At 40.3% G+C, this 18572-nt stretch carries 16 protein-coding genes and 1 pseudogene; 5 read left to right on the top strand and 12 right to left on the bottom strand.

From position 1 onward, the window contains the following. Nucleotides 1–976: 976 nt before the first annotated feature. Nucleotides 977–1936 (top strand): cysteine synthase A, encoded by a 960-nt coding sequence (gene cysK, locus H6G97_RS07780; RefSeq protein ID WP_190940085.1) that lies wholly within the window; start codon nucleotides 977–979, stop codon nucleotides 1934–1936. A gap of 216 nt (nucleotides 1937–2152) precedes the next feature. Here cysK and H6G97_RS07775 read toward each other — a convergent pair whose 3' ends face one another. Together H6G97_RS07775 and H6G97_RS07770 are read right to left on the bottom strand one after the other, a co-directional pair. Next, nucleotides 2153–2644 (bottom strand): ArsC/Spx/MgsR family protein, encoded by a 492-nt coding sequence (locus H6G97_RS07775; protein ID WP_190940084.1) that lies wholly within the window; start codon nucleotides 2642–2644, stop codon nucleotides 2153–2155. 69 nt (nucleotides 2645–2713) lie between these two features. After that, nucleotides 2714–3325: a cysteine dioxygenase family protein gene (locus H6G97_RS07770; protein ID WP_190940083.1), complete on the bottom strand. Its 612-nt coding sequence runs from the start codon at nucleotides 3323–3325 to the stop codon at nucleotides 2714–2716. A 30-nt stretch (nucleotides 3326–3355) separates the two neighbouring features. On the opposite strand from H6G97_RS07770, the gene H6G97_RS07765 reads away from it, so the two are divergent. Further along, on the top strand, nucleotides 3356–3541 hold the full coding sequence (locus H6G97_RS07765; RefSeq protein ID WP_190940082.1) for a hypothetical protein: 186 nt from the start codon (nucleotides 3356–3358) through the stop codon (nucleotides 3539–3541). A gap of 86 nt (nucleotides 3542–3627) precedes the next feature. Here H6G97_RS07765 and H6G97_RS07760 read toward each other — a convergent pair whose 3' ends face one another. The 5 genes from H6G97_RS07760 to fdxB form a co-directional block, all read right to left on the bottom strand. Next, nucleotides 3628–4113, bottom strand: a complete 486-nt coding sequence (locus H6G97_RS07760) for a hypothetical protein (protein ID WP_190940081.1) — start codon at nucleotides 4111–4113, stop codon at nucleotides 3628–3630. 175 nt (nucleotides 4114–4288) lie between these two features. Further along, nucleotides 4289–4888 (bottom strand): cytochrome c oxidase subunit 3, encoded by a 600-nt coding sequence (locus H6G97_RS07755; protein ID WP_190889997.1) that lies wholly within the window; start codon nucleotides 4886–4888, stop codon nucleotides 4289–4291. 715 nt (nucleotides 4889–5603) lie between these two features. After that, nucleotides 5604–7292 (bottom strand): cytochrome c oxidase subunit I, encoded by a 1689-nt coding sequence (gene ctaD / locus H6G97_RS07750; protein ID WP_190940080.1) that lies wholly within the window; start codon nucleotides 7290–7292, stop codon nucleotides 5604–5606. 161 nt (nucleotides 7293–7453) lie between these two features. Beyond that, nucleotides 7454–8440 carry a cytochrome c oxidase subunit II gene (locus tag H6G97_RS07745; protein ID WP_190940079.1) on the bottom strand — a complete coding sequence of 329 codons (987 nt, stop codon included), beginning with the start codon at nucleotides 8438–8440 and terminating at the stop codon, nucleotides 7454–7456. 535 nt (nucleotides 8441–8975) lie between these two features. Then, nucleotides 8976–9269, bottom strand: a complete 294-nt coding sequence (fdxB, locus tag H6G97_RS07740; protein WP_190730863.1) for a ferredoxin III, nif-specific — start codon at nucleotides 9267–9269, stop codon at nucleotides 8976–8978. Between the two features lie 432 nt (nucleotides 9270–9701). On the opposite strand from fdxB, the gene H6G97_RS07735 reads away from it, so the two are divergent. Further along, nucleotides 9702–9914 carry a hypothetical protein gene (locus H6G97_RS07735; protein WP_190940078.1) on the top strand — a complete coding sequence of 71 codons (213 nt, stop codon included), beginning with the start codon at nucleotides 9702–9704 and terminating at the stop codon, nucleotides 9912–9914. 262 nt (nucleotides 9915–10176) lie between these two features. Further along, nucleotides 10177–11766 (top strand): helix-turn-helix domain-containing protein, encoded by a 1590-nt coding sequence (locus tag H6G97_RS07730; RefSeq protein ID WP_190940077.1) that lies wholly within the window; start codon nucleotides 10177–10179, stop codon nucleotides 11764–11766. 159 nt (nucleotides 11767–11925) lie between these two features. On the opposite strand, the gene H6G97_RS07725 is transcribed toward H6G97_RS07730, so the two are convergent. Then, a complete protein-coding gene (locus H6G97_RS07725; RefSeq protein WP_190940076.1) occupies nucleotides 11926–12903 on the bottom strand; it encodes a sucrase ferredoxin in 978 nt (325 codons plus the stop codon). Between the two features lie 1176 nt (nucleotides 12904–14079). On the opposite strand from H6G97_RS07725, the gene H6G97_RS07720 reads away from it, so the two are divergent. After that, complete coding sequence (locus H6G97_RS07720) at nucleotides 14080–14832, top strand: Mut7-C RNAse domain-containing protein (RefSeq protein WP_190940075.1); 753 nt, start codon at nucleotides 14080–14082, stop codon at nucleotides 14830–14832. Between the two features lie 18 nt (nucleotides 14833–14850). On the opposite strand, the gene H6G97_RS07715 is transcribed toward H6G97_RS07720, so the two are convergent. The 4 genes and pseudogenes from H6G97_RS07715 to H6G97_RS07700 form a co-directional block, all read right to left on the bottom strand. Then, complete coding sequence (locus tag H6G97_RS07715) at nucleotides 14851–15072, bottom strand: hypothetical protein (RefSeq protein ID WP_190940074.1); 222 nt, start codon at nucleotides 15070–15072, stop codon at nucleotides 14851–14853. A 688-nt stretch (nucleotides 15073–15760) separates the two neighbouring features. Then, on the bottom strand, nucleotides 15761–16870 hold the full coding sequence (proB, locus tag H6G97_RS07710) for a glutamate 5-kinase (RefSeq protein ID WP_190940073.1): 1110 nt from the start codon (nucleotides 16868–16870) through the stop codon (nucleotides 15761–15763). A 308-nt stretch (nucleotides 16871–17178) separates the two neighbouring features. Further along, a complete protein-coding gene (locus tag H6G97_RS07705; RefSeq protein ID WP_190940072.1) occupies nucleotides 17179–17718 on the bottom strand; it encodes a YqeG family HAD IIIA-type phosphatase in 540 nt (179 codons plus the stop codon). Between the two features lie 53 nt (nucleotides 17719–17771). Continuing rightward, a pseudogene (locus tag H6G97_RS07700) lies at nucleotides 17772–18398 on the bottom strand (hypothetical protein). Nucleotides 18399–18572 lie beyond the last annotated feature (174 nt).

The following is an 18572-nucleotide window of genomic DNA, read 5'->3' as shown; positions in this document are numbered from 1 at the left end:
AAATATCTTTTGCTGCTTATTGAAAGTAGCTATATATTTCTACTTTTTAAACAGGTTTGATATTAAAATATGTGTAAATGGTAGTTTTACAATTGTTAGTTGCCAGTCATTTTTATAATTACCACTGACTACTGACCACTGAAAAGTTACCAACCTTTTCACAAAACGTAGGATTAATCAGCTAGAAATAACGCACTCAGATTCAGAGAATGTGATTTCATCTTCCTTTCAAAAGAGAGATTAAGAAGTCCCCCCTAGTTCACTAAGCTTTCGCTCAGGAATGTTGGGGGGTAGAGGGGAATCTCTGCGTAAATCCTATACGATTTATATCAGCCGCTCTCCACAAAACAGTTTACCCTAGCCGTGTTAAGATTATTAAATTCATTAGAATAGTACTCAAACCCTGTAATCCTTGCCTGATAAGTCTTACAAAAATTAATTGGGGTATGGGTGCTAGTGTTTTTAGGACGGGGTTCTAGTGTTTACGAGGTGGGGTTCTGGTATTTCTGCACTCAACCTCAAAGCAGTGTAGGCAATGATTAAGGACTATTTCTGATGCATTTTTTAGAAGACAAAAACTGCACTCAAAAGAAAATATCAATGTCTTTTGATAAAGATAGACTAAAAAATTAGAAAAAACAATTAAATGTTGTGAAAGTAAATTATATTTCTATAACATATAGGAGATATTAAAAATAATGGTAAAAATTATGCATATATACAGATTTTTAGTCCAAAAAACAATAGTCAGCAATTCCAAATGGTAAAATACAAGTATGGCAAGCTAGCCTTCTGCTGAAGTGAGAATCAATGGGAACATCTGATAAAGGTTCTTCCTAAGCTTTCATATTTTGTGATTTAGTTAGAATAGATAGTATATGCAGTCATTGACACTACACTACAAATTAAATACACAAAAGCTTATTGTTAGAAGTAAATACTTTGTACTAAGATTTAGGATTTTAGGAGTTAAATAATGCGGATTGCTAAAGACATAACAGAACTGATCGGACGGACTCCTTTAGTTCAACTGAACAAAATTCCTCAAGCTGAGGGAGTAGTAGCAAGGATAGTTGCCAAATTAGAAGGGATGAACCCAGCAGCTTCGGTGAAAGACCGCATTGGGTTAAGTATGGTACTCTCAGCAGAAGCTGCTGGCTCAATTTCCCCTGGAAAAACCATTTTAGTTGAGCCTACCTCCGGTAATACAGGAATTGCTCTAGCGATGGTAGCAGCAGCGCGTGGCTACCGTTTGATTTTGACAATGCCAGAAACAATGAGCCAAGAACGACGGGCTATGCTCAAAGCTTATGGTGCGTCTTTGGAGTTGACACCAGGGGTTGAGGGAATGCGGGGAGCTATTCGCAAAGCCGAAGAAATTGTGGCTAATACTCCTGATGCTTTTATGCTGCAACAGTTCCGCAACCCTGCTAATCCCAAGGTTCACCAGGAAACCACCGCAGAAGAAATTTGGACAGATACAGACGGGGAAGTGGATATCGTCATTGCTGGGGTGGGTACTGGTGGAACCATTACTGGGGTTGCAGAAGTACTCAAACAGCGTAAGAAGACTTTTCAAGCGATCGCAGTTGAACCCAGCAACAGTCCAGTTCTCTCAGGTGGTGAAGCCGGGCCACACAGAATTCAAGGTATTGGTGCCGGATTTGTCCCAGATGTTCTCCGTCTGGAATTGGTTGATGAAGTAATTAGAGTCAGCGATGAACAAGCGATCGCTTATGGGCGACGTTTGGCAAAAGAAGAAGGCTTATTGTCTGGGATATCCTCTGGTGCAGCATTGTGTGCTGCAATTCAAGTAGGTAAACGTCCAGAAAACGCCGGACGTTTAATCGTGATGATTCAGCCTTCCTTTGGCGAACGTTACCTCAGCACACCCATGTTTCAAGACTTGGCTTTAGAAACTGCTGGGGTGCGTTAAGGAAACCGAGAAGATATAACGGTTCCTATTCAAATGCGCTACAACATTATATTCCAAGGTGTAGGGGCACGGCATACCGTGCCCCTACGGGTGTACTTTCAGATCAATGTGATTTCCTAGTTTTTTAGGAAATCACAAAGCCTTTGTGAGTGAAGTAGATGGTAGTCTTATTAACAGCCGCTACTTCAGCTACTTTAGGCATTATTGAACAACATACTAATGCTTACAGCCACCTTTCTTATGGTGATCATGGCTATGGTCGTGACCGTGAGAACAGCCTTGCAAATTCTCCTTCATAAGATTTTCGCTGATTTCTCGCAAGGACTCATCTACAGGCTTTAAACCAATCCAAGCATCAATCTTTTCTACATCGAATCCTATCTCACGGCGTAGGCTTTGCCCGTCAGAGGCATCGCCTACCTCTAACAAAGGACGGCGAATCAACAGAGGATCTGCCAACATCAGCGTCAAGGCGCTTTGTGCATCGATTTTTTCTGGAACCACCTCACCAGATTTTATCTTGGGGGCGGAAGGATTAAACCATTCGGCCACGGGGCGATCGCCAAAAAATGAGCGCAACCGTTCAACTGTCCAAGATTCTGTTAGCAGGTTCTGTGGTATCACCTCATGACCAGCAGCTGTTAGCAAAACTTTTTGCTTAGTACCACCTTTACAGCCTGGTTTGCTATAAAAAATTACCCTTGCCATTCAACTACCTCTTAGTAGAATACTATTCGTTTTTAGGGGCGCACATTTGTGTGCCTCTACCGCGTGATGCTAAAAGTTTTTAGCACTACACTTAACTGGGTCAAACTCAAATCTCTCATTTGGAGCAGTTTCACCGTAGATATTAAAAGTCACAGTTGGTTCATTGCCCACTGCTTCTACACTGTGAATTGCATCGGGAGTGAAGCTAATAATATCCCCTGGAAATAGAGTTACTTCTCCCGTCTGCTCAATTTTGTCCTGAAATTCTGGGCTAGGAGTGCGTCGCCAAAAACTATTTTTCTCCTGGCCTTGTAACACCGCCACTATTCCCCACGTCCCATGATTATGAATGTTTGATCGGGTTCCAGGTGCAAACGTTACTGTTTGCACAGTCAACGGAAAACCCAATTCATCATATAGGAGTAAAACAGAGGTTCCTGTTTTGGGCGAAGGCTCTAAACGTTGACTTCGCACCCAGTAGGAATTTACAATCAAGCGCCTTACGAGCATTCGGATTTCTGGTAGACGACTGCTTTCGTCATCCACACTATTGAGAACATCTTCCACCTCAGTTAAAAAGCGATAAAGGCGGTAATTTTCTCTCAACAAATCCCATGCTCTTACAGATTTACAGCCTTGATACTGACCGTCCCCCGTTAGCAGCCAATCCCTACCTTTCATAACTTTTAAATTGATAGCTGAGAAGATTGGATGATAATGATCGGAGAGACATTAGGAATCTTATTATCTCCAGGAACTTTAGTAGGTATGGTGATAGGAGGAAAGATAGAGTTGCTATCAGTAGCTGCTCCTAATAGGGAATATGATATGGTAGATAACCAATTGTTCATGATTTTTCACCAAAAGGGCATTGGGCAAAACAGTGCTAAGTGCTGAGTGCTGAGTTAGGAGTTAGGAGTTAAGAGTTTTTCTCCCCTCTGCCCCACTCCCCACTCTTTCTTGTCCAGAAGTGCATTGACTAATTAATCATCTTCTTCTGCTGGACGTGTCAAAATATCCAGGAGAATTCCGGCTCCAAAATCATGCTTTTCGTCTATCTGTTTGACTTTGGCGCTGATTTCTTTTGCTTGCTCAATTGCTCCTAACTTTGCTAGTACTAATCCAGAAGCAGCATAAGCATTTAAGTACAATCGAATTTGTGGGTCTTCTTTGCGATTGACTAATATGGGCTTAAGTTGCTCCCAGTCATCAGGCAAGTTTTCTATTTCTTTAATTTTATCTAATAATTTAGTCGTTGTTTGTAATGCAAGAGAATAATTATTTTTATAATAGAAAAATCTATATGCTGCTACTAACACATCTGTATTTTCACCAGTTTTTTCTAAAGCTTGTTGAATATATTTTTCTGATTCTGATGTGTTTTCCCAATTTTGTGCAGCTAAAATTAATAGGTTTTTGATGTCCTCTGGAACCTGGAACCATGAGAATTTCTTTGTATCAGCTTGCATAATAAATTTATTAGGGAGTGGGGAGTAGGAAATGGGGAGTGGGGGACATGAGGGAGTGTTACATACGCTATTTAAAACAAAGTGATAACGTATACTAAGGTAAATACAAGAATAGCAATAGAAAGTAGGAAGTAGGAATATTCACCACTCCCTACTCCCTACTCCCCACTCCCCTTTAAAACAAAGTTAGAACGTACACTAGGGTGAATAAAACAATCCAAATAATGTCTACGAAGTGCCAGTAAATTTCTGTCATTTCGATGAAAGTATGATTGGTTGCAGAATATTCACCGGGAAGACGCGATCGCCACAATACACGTAATATCAATAACAGTCCTACAAAAACGTGCAAACCGTGGAACCCAGTCATGATATAAAAGCAGTTGGCGAAGACGTTGGTAGTCAGTCCGTATCCTAATGTTGAGTATTCATAAACTTGACCACCTAAGAAAATTGCACCCATAATTGCGGTAATCGCATACCACAGTTGCATTCCCTTGACGTTATTCTTTTTAATCGCCTTATCACCGAAGTGAATGACGAAACTACTAGACACCAGAATAATGGTGTTAATCGTCGGCACGAGTAATTCTACTTCACTCCCTTCTGGAGGCCAAACTGCTGTAGTACCACGGAAAAATAAGTAAGTGGCAAAAAATCCCCCAAACATTAGGGATTCAGAAGCGAGGAACGTCAACAGTCCCCAGACTCTTAAATCTGGATGTTCTTCGTGTCCTGCACTGTGATCTTCGCTTGTGGTTGTAGCTATAGTCATAGATTTTTTGACAATATTATCCACTGTGTCTGTTGTGGAAGCTTGAATGAAGAATGAAGTCTGAAGCGGCAAAATTTTCATTCTTCATCCAAAATCCTTGTTTAACTTATACCAATTCACAAAAATCCTGATACATATAGATTTCTCGTAGGGGCATGGCATTGCCATGCCCTTACCAGCGTATTTGTATCATTATTAAAGTGAAATAGTATTAACTCTAGGACTTACGCAAGAACTCTCTGAAACTCTTATTACTTCGTGTCCTTCTCTGACGAGACGCTGCGCGAATGCGCCCTTCTCTACGAGACGCTACGCGTAGCTTGCTTCTCCGTAGGAGTATGCGGTTCGTTTTTTCATAATTTTGCGTAAGTCCTGAACTCTTCACTTGTTCAAGAATTCTCAAAATTCCGAGTTCCGAGTTCCGAAGCTCAAGTTCCGAGTTCTGAGGCTCAAGTTCCGAGTTCTGAGGCTCAAGTTCCGAGTTCTGAGGCTCAAGTTCCGAGTTCTGAGGCTCAAGTTCCGAGTTCCGAAGCTGAAGTTCCGAGTTCCGAAGCTGAAGTTCCGAGTTCCGAAGCTGAAGTTTCGAGTTCTAAGGCTGAAGTTCCGAGTTCAGAACTTGGCCTTTCGAGTTCCAAGCTTGAAGTTTCGAGTTCTCAAATCAAATGACTAGAAATTGCAGTCAGCTTGAGAGCGATCGCATTACTCACTCTACTAACTAAGCACTAGCTTCCGGCGTTGCAGATGGCTGTACTTCATTACTATGACCATGACCGTAGTCATAAGGGCCATGAGTGACAACCGGCAACACTTCCCAGTTTTCAATTGCAGGTGGTGAGCTAGTTGTCCATTCTAAAGTCAAAGCTTGCCAAGGATTATCACCAGCCAAAGGCCCTTTCAGCCAACTGTAGATCATGTTGATGGCGAAAGGAATTACCGATATCCCCAAGACAAATGAACCAAAGGTACAAATTTGATTGAGGTCAATAAATTGGGGGTCATACATTGCCACTCGTCGGGGCATTCCTTGTAAACCCAACTCGTGCATGGGTAAAAAGGTCAGATTAGTACCGATGAAGGTAAGGGCAAAGTGAATACGTGCCAAGCTTTCATTCAGCATTCGTCCGGTCATTTTGGGGAACCAGTGATAAATACCGGCATAAATGCCAAACACGGAACCGCCAAACAGAACGTAATGGAAATGTCCAACTACATAATATGTGTCGTGAACGTGAACATCAAAGGGGGCTGTTCCCATCGTCACACCACTTAAGCCGCCCATGACAAACATGGACAACAAGCCAATGGCGAAAAGCATCGCACCTGTGAAGCGGATTTTACCACCCCAAAGGGTAGCAACCCAAGCAAAAATCTTCACGCCAGTCGGAACTGCAACTATAAGAGTGGAGATAGTGAAGAACATCCGCATCCAGCCGGGTGTGCCACTGGTGAACATGTGGTGTACCCAGACGAACAAACCGACAACGCAGATGGCTACACTAGAATAAGCGATCGCTTTATAACCAAAAATTGGCTTACGGGCGTGAACTGGAATTACCTCCGACATGATGCCGAAGATGGGCAGAATCATTAAATATACTGCCGGGTGAGAATAAAACCAGAATAAGTGTTGATAAATTACAACGTTACCACCTGCATCTGGTTTAAAGAAGGAGGTGCCAAAGTTGAGGTCAAATAACAACAGAACTAAACCGGCTGCTAATACAGGTGTGGAGAGAAGCGCCAGGATGGAGGTTGCCAAGATTGCCCAGCAAAATAGAGGAACTTGATCCCATTTCATGCTAGAAACCTTCATCATCAAAATGGTGATCACAAAGTTCAGTGAACCCAAAATTGAAGAAGTTCCCACTAAGACGATCGCAAGTATCCACATAGTTTGAGCAATTGGCGCTGTCACCAAGCTCAAAGGTGGGTAAGCTGTCCAACCAGATTGCGAACCGCCAAAAATGAAACTACCTAATATAAGTAATCCGGCTGGTGGGTTTAACCAAAAAGCGATCGCGTTCAGCTTCGGGAAAGCCATATCCCTAGCACCAACCATCAATGGCACTAAATAGTTACCAAATCCGCCAATAGCGCTAGGGACAATCCACAGGAAGATCATGATCGTCCCGTGATTGGTCATGAAAGCGTTATACAGATTGGGGTCGAGTACGTCTGATTCTGGTGTTGCTAATTCGACACGCAGAGCGATCGCCATCAGTCCGCCGATGAGATAGAACACAAACGCTGTTACTAGGTATTGAATACCAATAACTTTGTGGTCAACATTAAATGTAAAATAGTCCTGCCATTTCCACGCCTTCGGATGGGAGGTGTGGCCAGCCACCATTTCCGGTTTCTTTCCTTCTGGTGGAGTATTCCGTGGAAATTCTACCTGTGTCATATTTTTGTCCTTTGTCCGTTGTCATTTGTCATTTGTTCTTTGTCTTTTGTCCGTTGTCCGTTGTCCGTTGTCATTTGTCCGTTGTCATCTGTCCGTTACGAATAACTAATGACCAATGACTAATGACTAATGACTCATGACCAATGACCAATGACTAATGACTAATGACCAATAACCAATGACTCTAAAGTTGCTGCACTAATTCCCATATCATGGGTGTGAGGAGCGAGAAACTCTGATGTTGATAAGTCGGCTGGATTAATTGCAACGACTTGATTTAAATTTTGCTGTTGAGCAATCTGGTTTTCTGTCCGCCAGCTTTCATATTCTTCTGGTGTGTGGACAATTACCTCTGTCCGCATTGAACCGTGATAACCACCGCACAACTCAGCGCAAACTACGGGATATGTACCTGGTTTGGTGGCGACAAATCGTAGTTCGGTAGGGATACCGGGAAGTGCATCTTGTTTCAAGCGGAAGTTTGGAACCCAGAATGAATGAATTACATCTTGTGCTGAAAGGTTGAGTTGGACATCAGCACCGACGGGTATGTGCAATTCCCCAGAAGTAATGCCACTATCGGGGTAATTAAATATCCAGGCGTACTGTATGCCTTTGACATCAACAACTAAATCGGCTGGTTTGTTTAGAGTTTGAGGAGACGCGCCAATCCCAATTGTCGGGGCGATCGTTGGGGCAGTTGTTGCTTCAGTATCGCTTAATGTAGCTGCAATAGCACTTCCCGGCTGATGAGCAACACGAGTTGCTGAATGAGGATGACCCGCAGGCTCAAAGCCGCCCATTCGGTTAAAAACATCTACACTGTAGATGCCCAAGCCGAGAACAATCACTGTTGGAATTGCTGTCCAAAAGATTTCTAAGGGAACGTTCCCTTCCACTCGCACGCCATCGGTATCGTCACCGCGACGACGACGAAACTGAATCAAAAAAAGTACAATTGTTCCTTCTACCACTAAGAAGAGTGCGATCGCAATGGTAAACATGACGTTGAAAAACCCGTCTACCAAAGGTGCTTGTAACGATGCTTGCACCGGCATCAGAGTGTTATTCTGACCAATCCAAATACTGATTGCTGTAACTACTATCCCAGCAACCAGAGTCCATAGTGAAACAGGAACTTGTTCCATACATGCTACCTGTGTAAACAGTCTTTAAAGGTGTGATTTTCTGGTATTAGGTATTAGGGGAGAGGTTACAGGTTACAGGTAATAGGAATTCATCTATTCCTTGTAACCTGTACCCTATTCCCTTGTTCTTTCTCCATTCCCTATTCCCTATTCCCTATTCCCTTTTCACTTATTAACTTTCTAACGTGCAGCCATAAAAAATGGGGGAAACTTCCAGATTTTTTCCATATCTTTCCCCCAGAAAATTACAAATTATATTTTAACTCCTATGAAAAAGTTAGCCCCCTGCTCCCAGAAAAGCTAGTTGTTCCAAGAGGGCACTGTTAGACCTAATATTGATTAGGCTATATTAGCAGCAAGTTTAATTTTGTTAATAACTGACATTTTGCGATTTACGGATTTGTTTACCGTGAACTTTTTATTAGTTACAGTAAATATTTAATATTCCCCTCAAGTTACCTTGCCTAGCACATTTGCGCTTTCTCTAAACAGTGCCTCCTTGAATTAACAACAATTTTGACTAACTTCAAAAACCTTAATTGTTTAATGCAACATGCGTGTAGCAATTTTTGGGGCAAATCCGTGAACACGCTTCACAACCAATACAGTTTTCTGGAGAAGTAACTGCCATTACTTTGCGTTCAATTTCTTCATCATCTTCATCTTCTACAAATTCACCTTCTTCATTGAGCGCCTTTAAACCTAGCACATTGTAACCGCATACTTTAACGCATCTGCCACAACCGATACATTTGTCCTTGTCAATTTCTTGAGCAAATTTTGGTGTCCAAGCCTTACCGCCAAATGTCAAACCTGTTAGCTGTGCCATGAATAATCCTTCGGCAATTTTGCCTTTCAATCTGTTTGTGCATTAATCATCATATTATCCTAATCTTTTATTCGTTTATATTCAAAAATCACTTTTTAGTCATCAAATTCCGATGACTTTGAACACAAAACTAGATTGTTTTTGATTTCAAAGTATAGATAGAAATTATTGATAATAATTGTCTAGTTGTAGGGGGCTAAAGTAGCTACTTACTACTGTATATGGATAATTATTATTTCTAGCAGATACAAATATCTCTATAAGAGTGATGATATTCTTTTTCAAGTATTTTTACAATTAGGCAGATAAATGTATGCAAATAGTATTAACTTATACTAAAACAAATGTTCATAAATTACATTTTCATATATGCAATATGTATTTTAAAAGCCAGTAAATGCTAATTTATCTTTAATTAATCTATTTAGATAAATGATGACAAAAGATATTATTTGTTTATTTAAAGAAAGTAAAGCTGATTATGAAGGAATTGTAAACTTAGTAGCAGAATATTATCCTACATTAAATATTAAAATCATTAATAAATCAGATGAAATCCAATTATGGCAGACTTCAATATTTTCCAAAAACAGTTTATGGTCAAAGACAAAAGGTTCATTAAATGGAAATTTAAATAAATGTTAAGCTTTTTTCAAGCTCGACACGAACAAATTAATCATTATTTTTATGAAATGTATAGTTAACAAATAAGTTTTATCCGGCTCGGTTTTAAAGCCTTAAATAGCTTCCAATTGGATGCAAAAAATATAGATGTGGGGAGTAAGTGTGGTGAGAAAAGATTATTCTCGCCAGAAAGATAATGTGGTAGCGAGTCATGAATTAACAGGACTCATCCAGGGGAGACCTGAGCCAGACATCTCAACGATTAGAGTGGGAAAAGAGCCAAATGCCTTATACAATTCCTAACAACAGTTGCGTTGGATGTGACAACTGCCGCCCCCAGTGTCCTACGGGTGCAATTAGAATAGAGGACAATGAATATTGGGTTGATCCTGGTCTTTGTAATAATTGTGAAGGCTATTATTCAGAACCGCAATGTGTAATAGCTTGTCCAACGAAGTCTCCCATTCCTTGGCAGGCGAAAAAGGGGAGATGCAAAGTTGAACCGAGAGATGCTAGCAGTTTAGACTTGTTTTCTAACGGCAAGAATAATCCATTTGCTTCAGCGATTGCAATTTGGGAAGCTTGTAATGTACTAGCGCAGCGAACATCTCTACATTGGGAAACCGATGAAGAAGGCTATATCAGTTACAGCCGACAAATCAATCAGGGACGAGGTGCGATCGCTTTCCATATTCAAGATCCATTCAAAGTTAACGACAAGGCCACAGATATAGCAGCAATTGAGGCGCTTGACATCAGAGCCGCTTGCATACATCTAATTTTCGCAGGTTATGCTACAGCTTTAGAGCAACCTTGGGAGCAAGAATTTGCGATCGATGAGCGACAAATCGAGAAATATTTGGGGATGGAGAAACGCAAAGATTTAAGCAAAGCTGCCAAGCTAGCTTTAATGAAAAATCTTGTGCAGCAAGCTTGCTCTCTGGTTATCTCCATTGACTGGCCTCAACAAGGTCGAATTAACGGATTCTCTATTACAGGTAGCCGCTTATGGCACTTAGTAGATATTCAGCATCACTTTCAAGAAGACAATCTTGGATGCAAATATCTTATTGGGCTAACTTTTAAAGTAAAAGCAGGCTTATGGGCACAATATTTCTTAAACAAACAAGCATGTAAAGAGCGAACCGCATTCTATCAATACGGCAGTCTTCCCAAAACGCTGCTAACCACAGTTATGAGCATTTGGCAGCAACATGAAGGTGCAGTCCGACTAATGCTATGGTTACTGTTTAAAACCAAAATGGGCAAGGAACAACGCATTACGATTCCTACTTTGCTGCGTATTGCTTACGGTGAAGAAAAAGTTACTCTTGCATCCAGACAACGGGAAGAACGCAAACGTCTGCTGCGAACTTTTGAAAGTGATTTGGAAATTCTCAATCACTATGGAATGAAACCACTTTTCGATCCAGTTACCTATCCGCCAGAAATTCAACCTTTATGGGCGAAGTTAATTGATCTTCCTGAAGATCCAGATGAAGCATTGGAATTTTGGACTAATGACGGTGGCGCTGAAACTCGCCTCACAGACACAGGCCCCCGTGGTAAATGGAATCTCTTAATGAATGCGCGGATTTTAGCTTTTGAACTCCCACCAGAATGGGAACAGCAAATCTCAGAATCAGAAAAAAAGAAAACAAGAACTGCTAAAGCCAAAAGAAAGCCCAAAGCTACAAACGATTTGCTGGGTGAACAGATTTTGCAAGCGCGAAAAAATTTGAATCTCTCCCAAAGAGAATTGGCGAAGCTTACAGGTAAAAGCCAAAGCTGGATTCGAGATATCGAAAATGGTCGTTTAAAGGCCAAATTAGAAGACCAAGTACTTTTGCGAAGAGTCTTAAATATGACTTAATTTTGATTCGCAATTCGAACGCAAAGGGGCGCAGAGGGAAACGCAAAGCTACGCAGAGATTTTATTAATAATTTGTGCAGCGTGATACTAAATACAGCAATACTCCGCGTACCTCTGCGCTTCCCTTTGCGTCCCTCTGCGTTTAAAAACTCTCCTCTTTTAAGTACTATAACTCATCACCTTACTAGAAGTAAGCCAAAGACTACCCACAGCATATTTAGTAACTACCAACTCTCGTGTAGCATTGCATGAACTCTTCAGTTGTTGAGTCTTGGTTTCATCTCTCACAAGTTTAGCCTGGTAAGTATAGAGAGAACCAGAAGGTTGTTCAAAACTTAGCTCACCCAGAATAGTATTATTATCTAAGCTTTGCTCCAAAATTTTGCCTGCAACTTTGTAATTAAACCAATCCCATCCATTACAAAGCATTAGTTCTCTTTCCAAAACCTGAAGTGCAGCAGGCAGAATTCCCCAGCCTCGATAGACTTTATTTAAGCATTGAATATCGCCAGTCCGAGTCAAAACCGATCTAAATGAATCTATATCTATACGACCGTAATATCTACCTTCTGGCAAGTCTATAATTGTTGGTGCAAACCGATGTCCGCCAAAGTGTGATGATTTCCAAATTCGCACATTATCCAAGCATAAATCAGCGTTCCTTGCTGTTACATTGAAGTAAAAGGGAGCGCCATATCTGGCACAACATTTATCATGGCTACCGTGGGTACAAACTAAAATATCTCTAGTTACACTGGTTTCTATCTCAGAATTAGAACTGATACCCCATAACCATTTTTGGACAACTGCTGCTACTTGCTCAATATTTGCTAGCTTAAACTCTTTTTTATAGTATCCATTACTTAAACCCTCTTCTTTTTGATAAATCAGAAGCGTAGTGTGATTTACCTTGTGTGATACATCATTAGCAATTAAAAGAAATCTAATCGGTAGTTTAGCACGCTTCACTTCCTCTACCAAAACCCTTAAATTCTGGGGTACCCATTTGGAATTAAAGGCTTCTGATGTCCAAGGTAAAGGACACTCAACTAAAATATAAGTTTGATAATTGGTGGCGCTACCAATAACATCTTCTCCTACTTGCTGTGAATCGTCAGAACAAAAAAAAGTATTCATCTCACTGTACTCATTAGCGTATTTTATGGACGAAAGGTATTACAAAATACAATTGTGTTCTTAGCTACAATATCCTTGGCTGAAGGAGATAAAAAAGAACAATATTCATTTCCTAGTTAAAACTAGGTATCCACTTTATAACATCATTACTGATCAAGGTCTTTCCGGTTAATAAAGTGTCCACAATAGAGATAAACAGCATCAAAATAGATTTTTCCGTATACGCGGCGTTAATTTTGTATCTAGTTTTATTGTTGTTTGGTATCTTGTAAATTTTTACTTGCTGAAGCTCGGCTTTTGTGAAGTTGGTTTCTTTCACAAAATCAAATATGTTCAATCTTTTACGTAGATGCATTAGCGAAGCGGTAGCGACGTTCGCGTAGCGTCTCGCAGAGAAGGAGCGTCAGCAGCTTGTCGTCAGACATCGCTTAGAGAGTAACAGGCAATCAACTTGCTTACAATATAGATGTAACTGATATTACAATCAAAAAGATTGCTAGCAGCAACATAGTTATTTAAAGTTTTGCTGAATTTTTTTACATAGCTAGTTACAGTTGTTGTTTTTACATATAAACATATAATTTTATGTTGCTTTTGCGAGAAACATATTCCTAAAAGTAGATGCGAGAACATCTGATAAACAGATAGTACTTTGGTAAGCCAGTACTGTTTTAAAACTTTTTTATCTGCTTTTAATGTATTTATCCATGTATACATATTGAGAATAATTGTCAATTACGTTAAAAAAAAATAAAAACAATTAAATTAGGGGTAAATGCTTTGTGCCCCGTACTTCATGCACAATAAGTTAATGAGCAAAATTAGTGACTAATTATTAGCAGCGTCACTAACATCAACATTAACAAACCTGCTATTTACCCTTTTACCTAATCTAACTTCCTGAAGCTCATGTCAGGGTTTGATTATATGCCTCTGTCTTGACTGTAACTGAACTCAATAATAAATGCAAGTTTTTGAGAATTTTTCTAATTTCTTTAGGGTTTTTCGCCTCTAGAAGGTTAGTTAAATCAAGGTTAACGGGCATCTTAATAGCGGAAATAGCTCACTTGAGCAAGCATTGATTTTTTCAATACAATAGATAAAGCTTTGCAATTGTGACAAATTGTTGTCAGTAAGGGGATACAGCATCTCCTAGTAATCCAAAGATTTTTAAGTATGGCGATCGCATATTTCTGTTTTCATGCAGAATTGAATCATTTTTTACCACGGCATCACAAGCAAGTGAGAATCGATCATTTTTTTGAGGAGAGAGCCTCAATTAAGGACATGATTGAGTCGTTGGGTGTCCCTCATCCAGAAGTTGATTTTATAAATGTTAATGGGGAATATGTAAATTTTTCTTACATTGTTTCGGATGGAGATATTATCAATGTTTATCCAATTTCAGCTAGGAGTGTTATTATACCAAGTATTTCTGTTCTGCCAAAACCACTCAATCTTATCCGCTTTGTTTTAGATATTCATTTAGGCAAGCTGGCGACATCTTTACGACTTTTAGGCTTTGATACTTTATACCGCAATGACTACGAGGATGAGAAATTAGCCCAAATATCCTATAGCCAAGCGCGGATTCTCTTGACTCGTGATAAAGGTTTATTGATGCGTAGTTTGGTAACGCATGGGTATTACGTAAGAAACACTAACCCTCAAGAACAAATCTTAGAAGTACTGCAACGCTTCGACTTATTTAAATTAATCTCACCATTTAAACGGTGTTTGCGTTGTAATGGATTATTAGAACCTGTAGATAAGCAATCCATTATTGATCAAGTGCCAGAAAATGTGCGATCGCAGGTTGATGAGTTCCAGCGTTGCCAAGACTGCGATCGCATTTATTGGAAAGGTTCACATTATGGACGGTTACAACAGTTTGTTGATGGAGTACTTAACTCACAAAAAGGTGAGTGACTTAACTATGCCAATTATTTAACCAGCTGAAATATTGCCACTGATTATTTGACTACCCCCGATTCTTGGATCTTCATCTTGGCGATTCAAATCATCAGGGGTGGGGTTTTGCTTACTCTGTCCACTAACTTCTTTTGGTTCAATAGGATCTGCCTCTTTACCTTTATCAATATCCAAAGAGCGAGGAGGTTCTTTGGCATGAGAGAAATCGATGAGTGGATTGAGTTCATCGGGAGTCATAAGTTACTAAATTATTATGGTGTTTTGTTTAGTGTTGAATTTATTTTGCTTATAAACATCTTTCTTGAGAAATAGACCACGTATTGTAATAATTCAAAGGAGGTATCAATAAAAATCTATGAAATTTAGTTTAGCTCTCGATTTTGGCGGAACGAAGCTGGCGGTAGCAACGGGAAATGCTGCTTCTATAGCGGTTCTTGAATGAAAGTAATACGCTTTGACCTCACTCCAAACCTCTCTCCTAAAAAGTGAGAGGCTTTGAATTTTACTCCCTAAGGCTAGCTTTTAGGTGGCTGTTCTTGTTAGGTCTGTATTGCACTCAATCCAGAAGCGGTATAGATAAGTGGTTGTTCTCAACTTAACCCATGTCGAAAGAACCGTTGTTCTTCTGGTAAGTTAAGAGGTTGTTTGAAAAGTAGTTAGCTGTGATTTTAGGCACTCATTGATTCCCCCAACCCCCCTTAAAAAGCGGGGGCAAAAGCCCTTCAAAGTCCCCCTTTTTAAGGGGAGCCAGTGCGGTCTTGGGGGTTTCCCCCATGAGCAACTGGCGTGGATTTAGGGGGATCTAAACGTTTTGTTACCGTGAAGAGGACTTTTCAAACATCCTCTAACAGCATTTTCTAACGTTTTAGCCATAATATTTTTTACTCTCTCAGTTAGTAGCCACAAAATTTATCTCATTTCTATTTCAAGTCAAAACCAAATTATCCCGATGAATCACCGTTTCTGCACCGGCATAGCCTAAAATTGTGGAAATTTCTCGTGAATGACAGCCGCGAATCTTTTGCAGTTCATTGCTGTTGTAATTCACAAGTCCCCTGGCAATTTCGTTACCGTTTGTGTCACACAATTGCACTGCATCTTGTGTATCAAACTCTCCTTCTACTAGCTTAATTCCAGCAGCTAATAACGATTTACCCGCTAGAGAAACTGCCGCGATCGCACCTTCATCTAAATACAATTTACCCGCAGGTACAAGTCCGTAAGCTATCCAACGTTTACGCGCCGAAGTTGGTTCAGGTTGTGGTTCAAAATGCGTCCCAATCAGTTCACCTTGGATAATTTTTTCGATATTCCGGGGAAATCGCCCTTGGGTAATTACGGTACGAACTCCCGCAGCGATCGCAATCCTCGCAGCCGAAATTTTTGTCACCATCCCACCAGTACCCCACTGGGAACCTTGGGAACCTGTTTGTATCTGTAATTCTGTTAATTCTTTAATGCTACTAACTAGAGAAATCGGTCGCGCATCTGGTACGGAACGCGGATCGGCTGAGTACAACCTATCGACATCGGTAAGCAAAAATAGCCAATCTGCTTCTACTAGGCTGGCAACCAATGCCGAAAGGGTGTCATTATCACCAAATTTTAGTTCATCTATGGCTACGGTATCATTTTCATTGACTATGGGGATCACTCCCAGTCCCAGTAGTTCCTGAAAGGTGTTGTAGGCATTGAGATAGCGACTGCGCTGTACTAAATCACTGCGTGTCAATAATACTTGAGCGATCGCTTGTTGCAGAGTAGTAAATAAATCATCGTATATCCGAATTAATCTGCCTTGTCCAACTGCTGCTACTGCCTGTTTGAGTGCGATCGCTTTGGGACGTTCAGTTAAACCCAACCGCGCACAACCCACCCCAACAGCACCAGAGGAAACCAAAATCACCCGATGTCCTTGGCGTCTTAAATTGCAGAGTGTTTCCGCCAAGGTAGCGATGGTAGAAAGTGCTAATTGTCCCGTTTCTGGTTGGGTTAGGCTGGAAGTACCGATTTTGACAACAATTGTTTTAGGCATTGGTCATTAGTCATTAGTCATTAGTCATTAATCATTAGTCATTGGTTATCGGTCATTGTTCATTAGCAACTAACGAATGACATAGACGCGCCAGCAGCTTTCCGCAGGGTAGGACAAATGACTAAAGAAATTGTAAAGCGCCAATCCCTCTATAGTGAAGGCTGACGCTTTACGGGTGTATATTTACTTAGTATGAGTTAGGGTCTTTATTTGGCTGACCCCATATTATTAATACTTATGATCCCCGATTTTTGAATCACATTAAGATTCCTTAATGATTTCTTTAGGTTTACTTTCCTGACGATTTCTCAACTTTTGTGAATTTTCTTTTTCTTGGGGGTAATAGAGGCTCCCAGAATTTCAGATATCCAAACTTCAAAGTTGCGGATGGGATGAGAGCGGAGTGCTGCGTCAGCATGGACAATCGGTTCAACTAGAATGGTAAACATTCCCAGGCGATTACCTGCTATGACATCCGTAAATAAGCGATCGCCTACCATCCCTACTTGATGCACTGGAAGATCCATTCCCCTAAGTGCTGCCCTAATTTTGCGTCGGGAAGGCTTGGCTGCACCTAAGTAGTAAGGTAAATTGAGCGATCGCGCAATTCCACCAATTCGCGCTTCACTTAAGTTGTTACTCACCAAGCACAATGCAGTACAGGTGCGAATTTGCTCCACCCACTGCCGTAGTTCTGGAGAAGCTATTCCTACTGTAAAGGGTACCAAAGTTTCATCTACATCCAATACCAGCCCTTTCAGCCCGTATTTTTGGATAATATCTGGTGTTAGGTTCAACACTGAACCTTCTAAAATCAAATCAGGCTGTAAAAGATTGTTCCAGGCCATAGTCACCAGTCAAAATTAAATAGCTCAGACAAATGAGCATAACCCAATATAGTTTAGTTAGTCGAACTCGATTCTGGTATATCTCCCTGAACACTTTGAGATAAAATCCCTAGAATCTTATCGATCTCTTTAATGTAATAATTATTTAAATCAATAAGTATATCGTTTTCTTCTAACTTCAAAAACTTCTAAATCTCCCCCGTTGTTACCGCGCCATAAATTTTCCTAATATCATTTCCTTCTCGTTGATTAAACAATTGTGCTGCCAACATTGTCGCTGCACATTGGCCTAATCCACCTTTAATATTTTCATTTTTAGCTTCAATAATAACCACCACAGGCACATTAATTGTTAATTGCTCTTTAGCACGGCTGATGATAAAATCACAATAGCCATTTAGACCTTTTTCGGCATCTACATTAAAATCTGTTCCTGAAAATAAACTAATTGGATAATTAGCCCTGCGTCTTATCTCCAACAAAATCGGAGTGATAATCATTTCTGAACGAGCTTTTTGAGTATTAATTGCTAAAGCCAGTTCTGCCGTTTCTTCTAAAGAATTTATGAGTTTTTCGCTTGGCTGTAAAGGTTCTATGTCGGCACATAAATCAGTTTCTTCATCAACGTGGATGCTGAATGACTTTTTAAATTTACTTAATGTAAAGTCGCTATAAGCCATTCTCAGCACCTCATCCCAATTTTGGCTTTTGCGGAAAGTTGTAAGGAGGGTTTCCCTCCGTAGCAAACTTTTCAAGACGGATAATGGAATTAAAATCCCTACGAAACTGCTTTTTTCAGAATCTTAAGCAATACTAACTGTCCCAATTTAGTGTCAATGATTCATTGCTTCCAC

It is taken from the genome of Nostoc flagelliforme FACHB-838 (genome assembly GCF_014698065.1).
Classification (GTDB): Bacteria; Cyanobacteriota; Cyanobacteriia; order Cyanobacteriales; family Nostocaceae; genus Nostoc; species Nostoc flagelliforme_B.
Note: the sequence above shows the minus strand (reverse complement) of the source record. Positions and strands in the feature narration are given on the sequence as shown.

Coding starts and splice junctions, on each gene's coding strand:
- H6G97_RS07730 (WP_190940077.1), top strand. CDS start 10,177: ATGCCTTATACAATTCCTAACAACAGTTGCGTTGGATGTGACAACTGC.
- H6G97_RS07765 (WP_190940082.1), top strand. CDS start 3,356: ATGATAATGATCGGAGAGACATTAGGAATCTTATTATCTCCAGGAACT.
- H6G97_RS07735 (WP_190940078.1), top strand. CDS start 9,702: ATGATGACAAAAGATATTATTTGTTTATTTAAAGAAAGTAAAGCTGAT.
- H6G97_RS07760 (WP_190940081.1), bottom strand. CDS start 4,113: ATGCAAGCTGATACAAAGAAATTCTCATGGTTCCAGGTTCCAGAGGAC.
- cysK (WP_190940085.1), top strand. CDS start 977: ATGCGGATTGCTAAAGACATAACAGAACTGATCGGACGGACTCCTTTA.
- H6G97_RS07715 (WP_190940074.1), bottom strand. CDS start 15,072: ATGACTCCCGATGAACTCAATCCACTCATCGATTTCTCTCATGCCAAA.
- proB (WP_190940073.1), bottom strand. CDS start 16,870: ATGCCTAAAACAATTGTTGTCAAAATCGGTACTTCCAGCCTAACCCAA.
- ctaD (WP_190940080.1), bottom strand. CDS start 7,292: ATGACACAGGTAGAATTTCCACGGAATACTCCACCAGAAGGAAAGAAA.
- H6G97_RS07745 (WP_190940079.1), bottom strand. CDS start 8,440: ATGGAACAAGTTCCTGTTTCACTATGGACTCTGGTTGCTGGGATAGTA.
- H6G97_RS07725 (WP_190940076.1), bottom strand. CDS start 12,903: ATGAATACTTTTTTTTGTTCTGACGATTCACAGCAAGTAGGAGAAGAT.
- H6G97_RS07770 (WP_190940083.1), bottom strand. CDS start 3,325: ATGAAAGGTAGGGATTGGCTGCTAACGGGGGACGGTCAGTATCAAGGC.
- H6G97_RS07755 (WP_190889997.1), bottom strand. CDS start 4,888: ATGACTATAGCTACAACCACAAGCGAAGATCACAGTGCAGGACACGAA.
- fdxB (WP_190730863.1), bottom strand. CDS start 9,269: ATGGCACAGCTAACAGGTTTGACATTTGGCGGTAAGGCTTGGACACCA.
- H6G97_RS07720 (WP_190940075.1), top strand. CDS start 14,080: ATGGCGATCGCATATTTCTGTTTTCATGCAGAATTGAATCATTTTTTA.
- H6G97_RS07775 (WP_190940084.1), bottom strand. CDS start 2,644: ATGGCAAGGGTAATTTTTTATAGCAAACCAGGCTGTAAAGGTGGTACT.
- H6G97_RS07705 (WP_190940072.1), bottom strand. CDS start 17,718: ATGGCCTGGAACAATCTTTTACAGCCTGATTTGATTTTAGAAGGTTCA.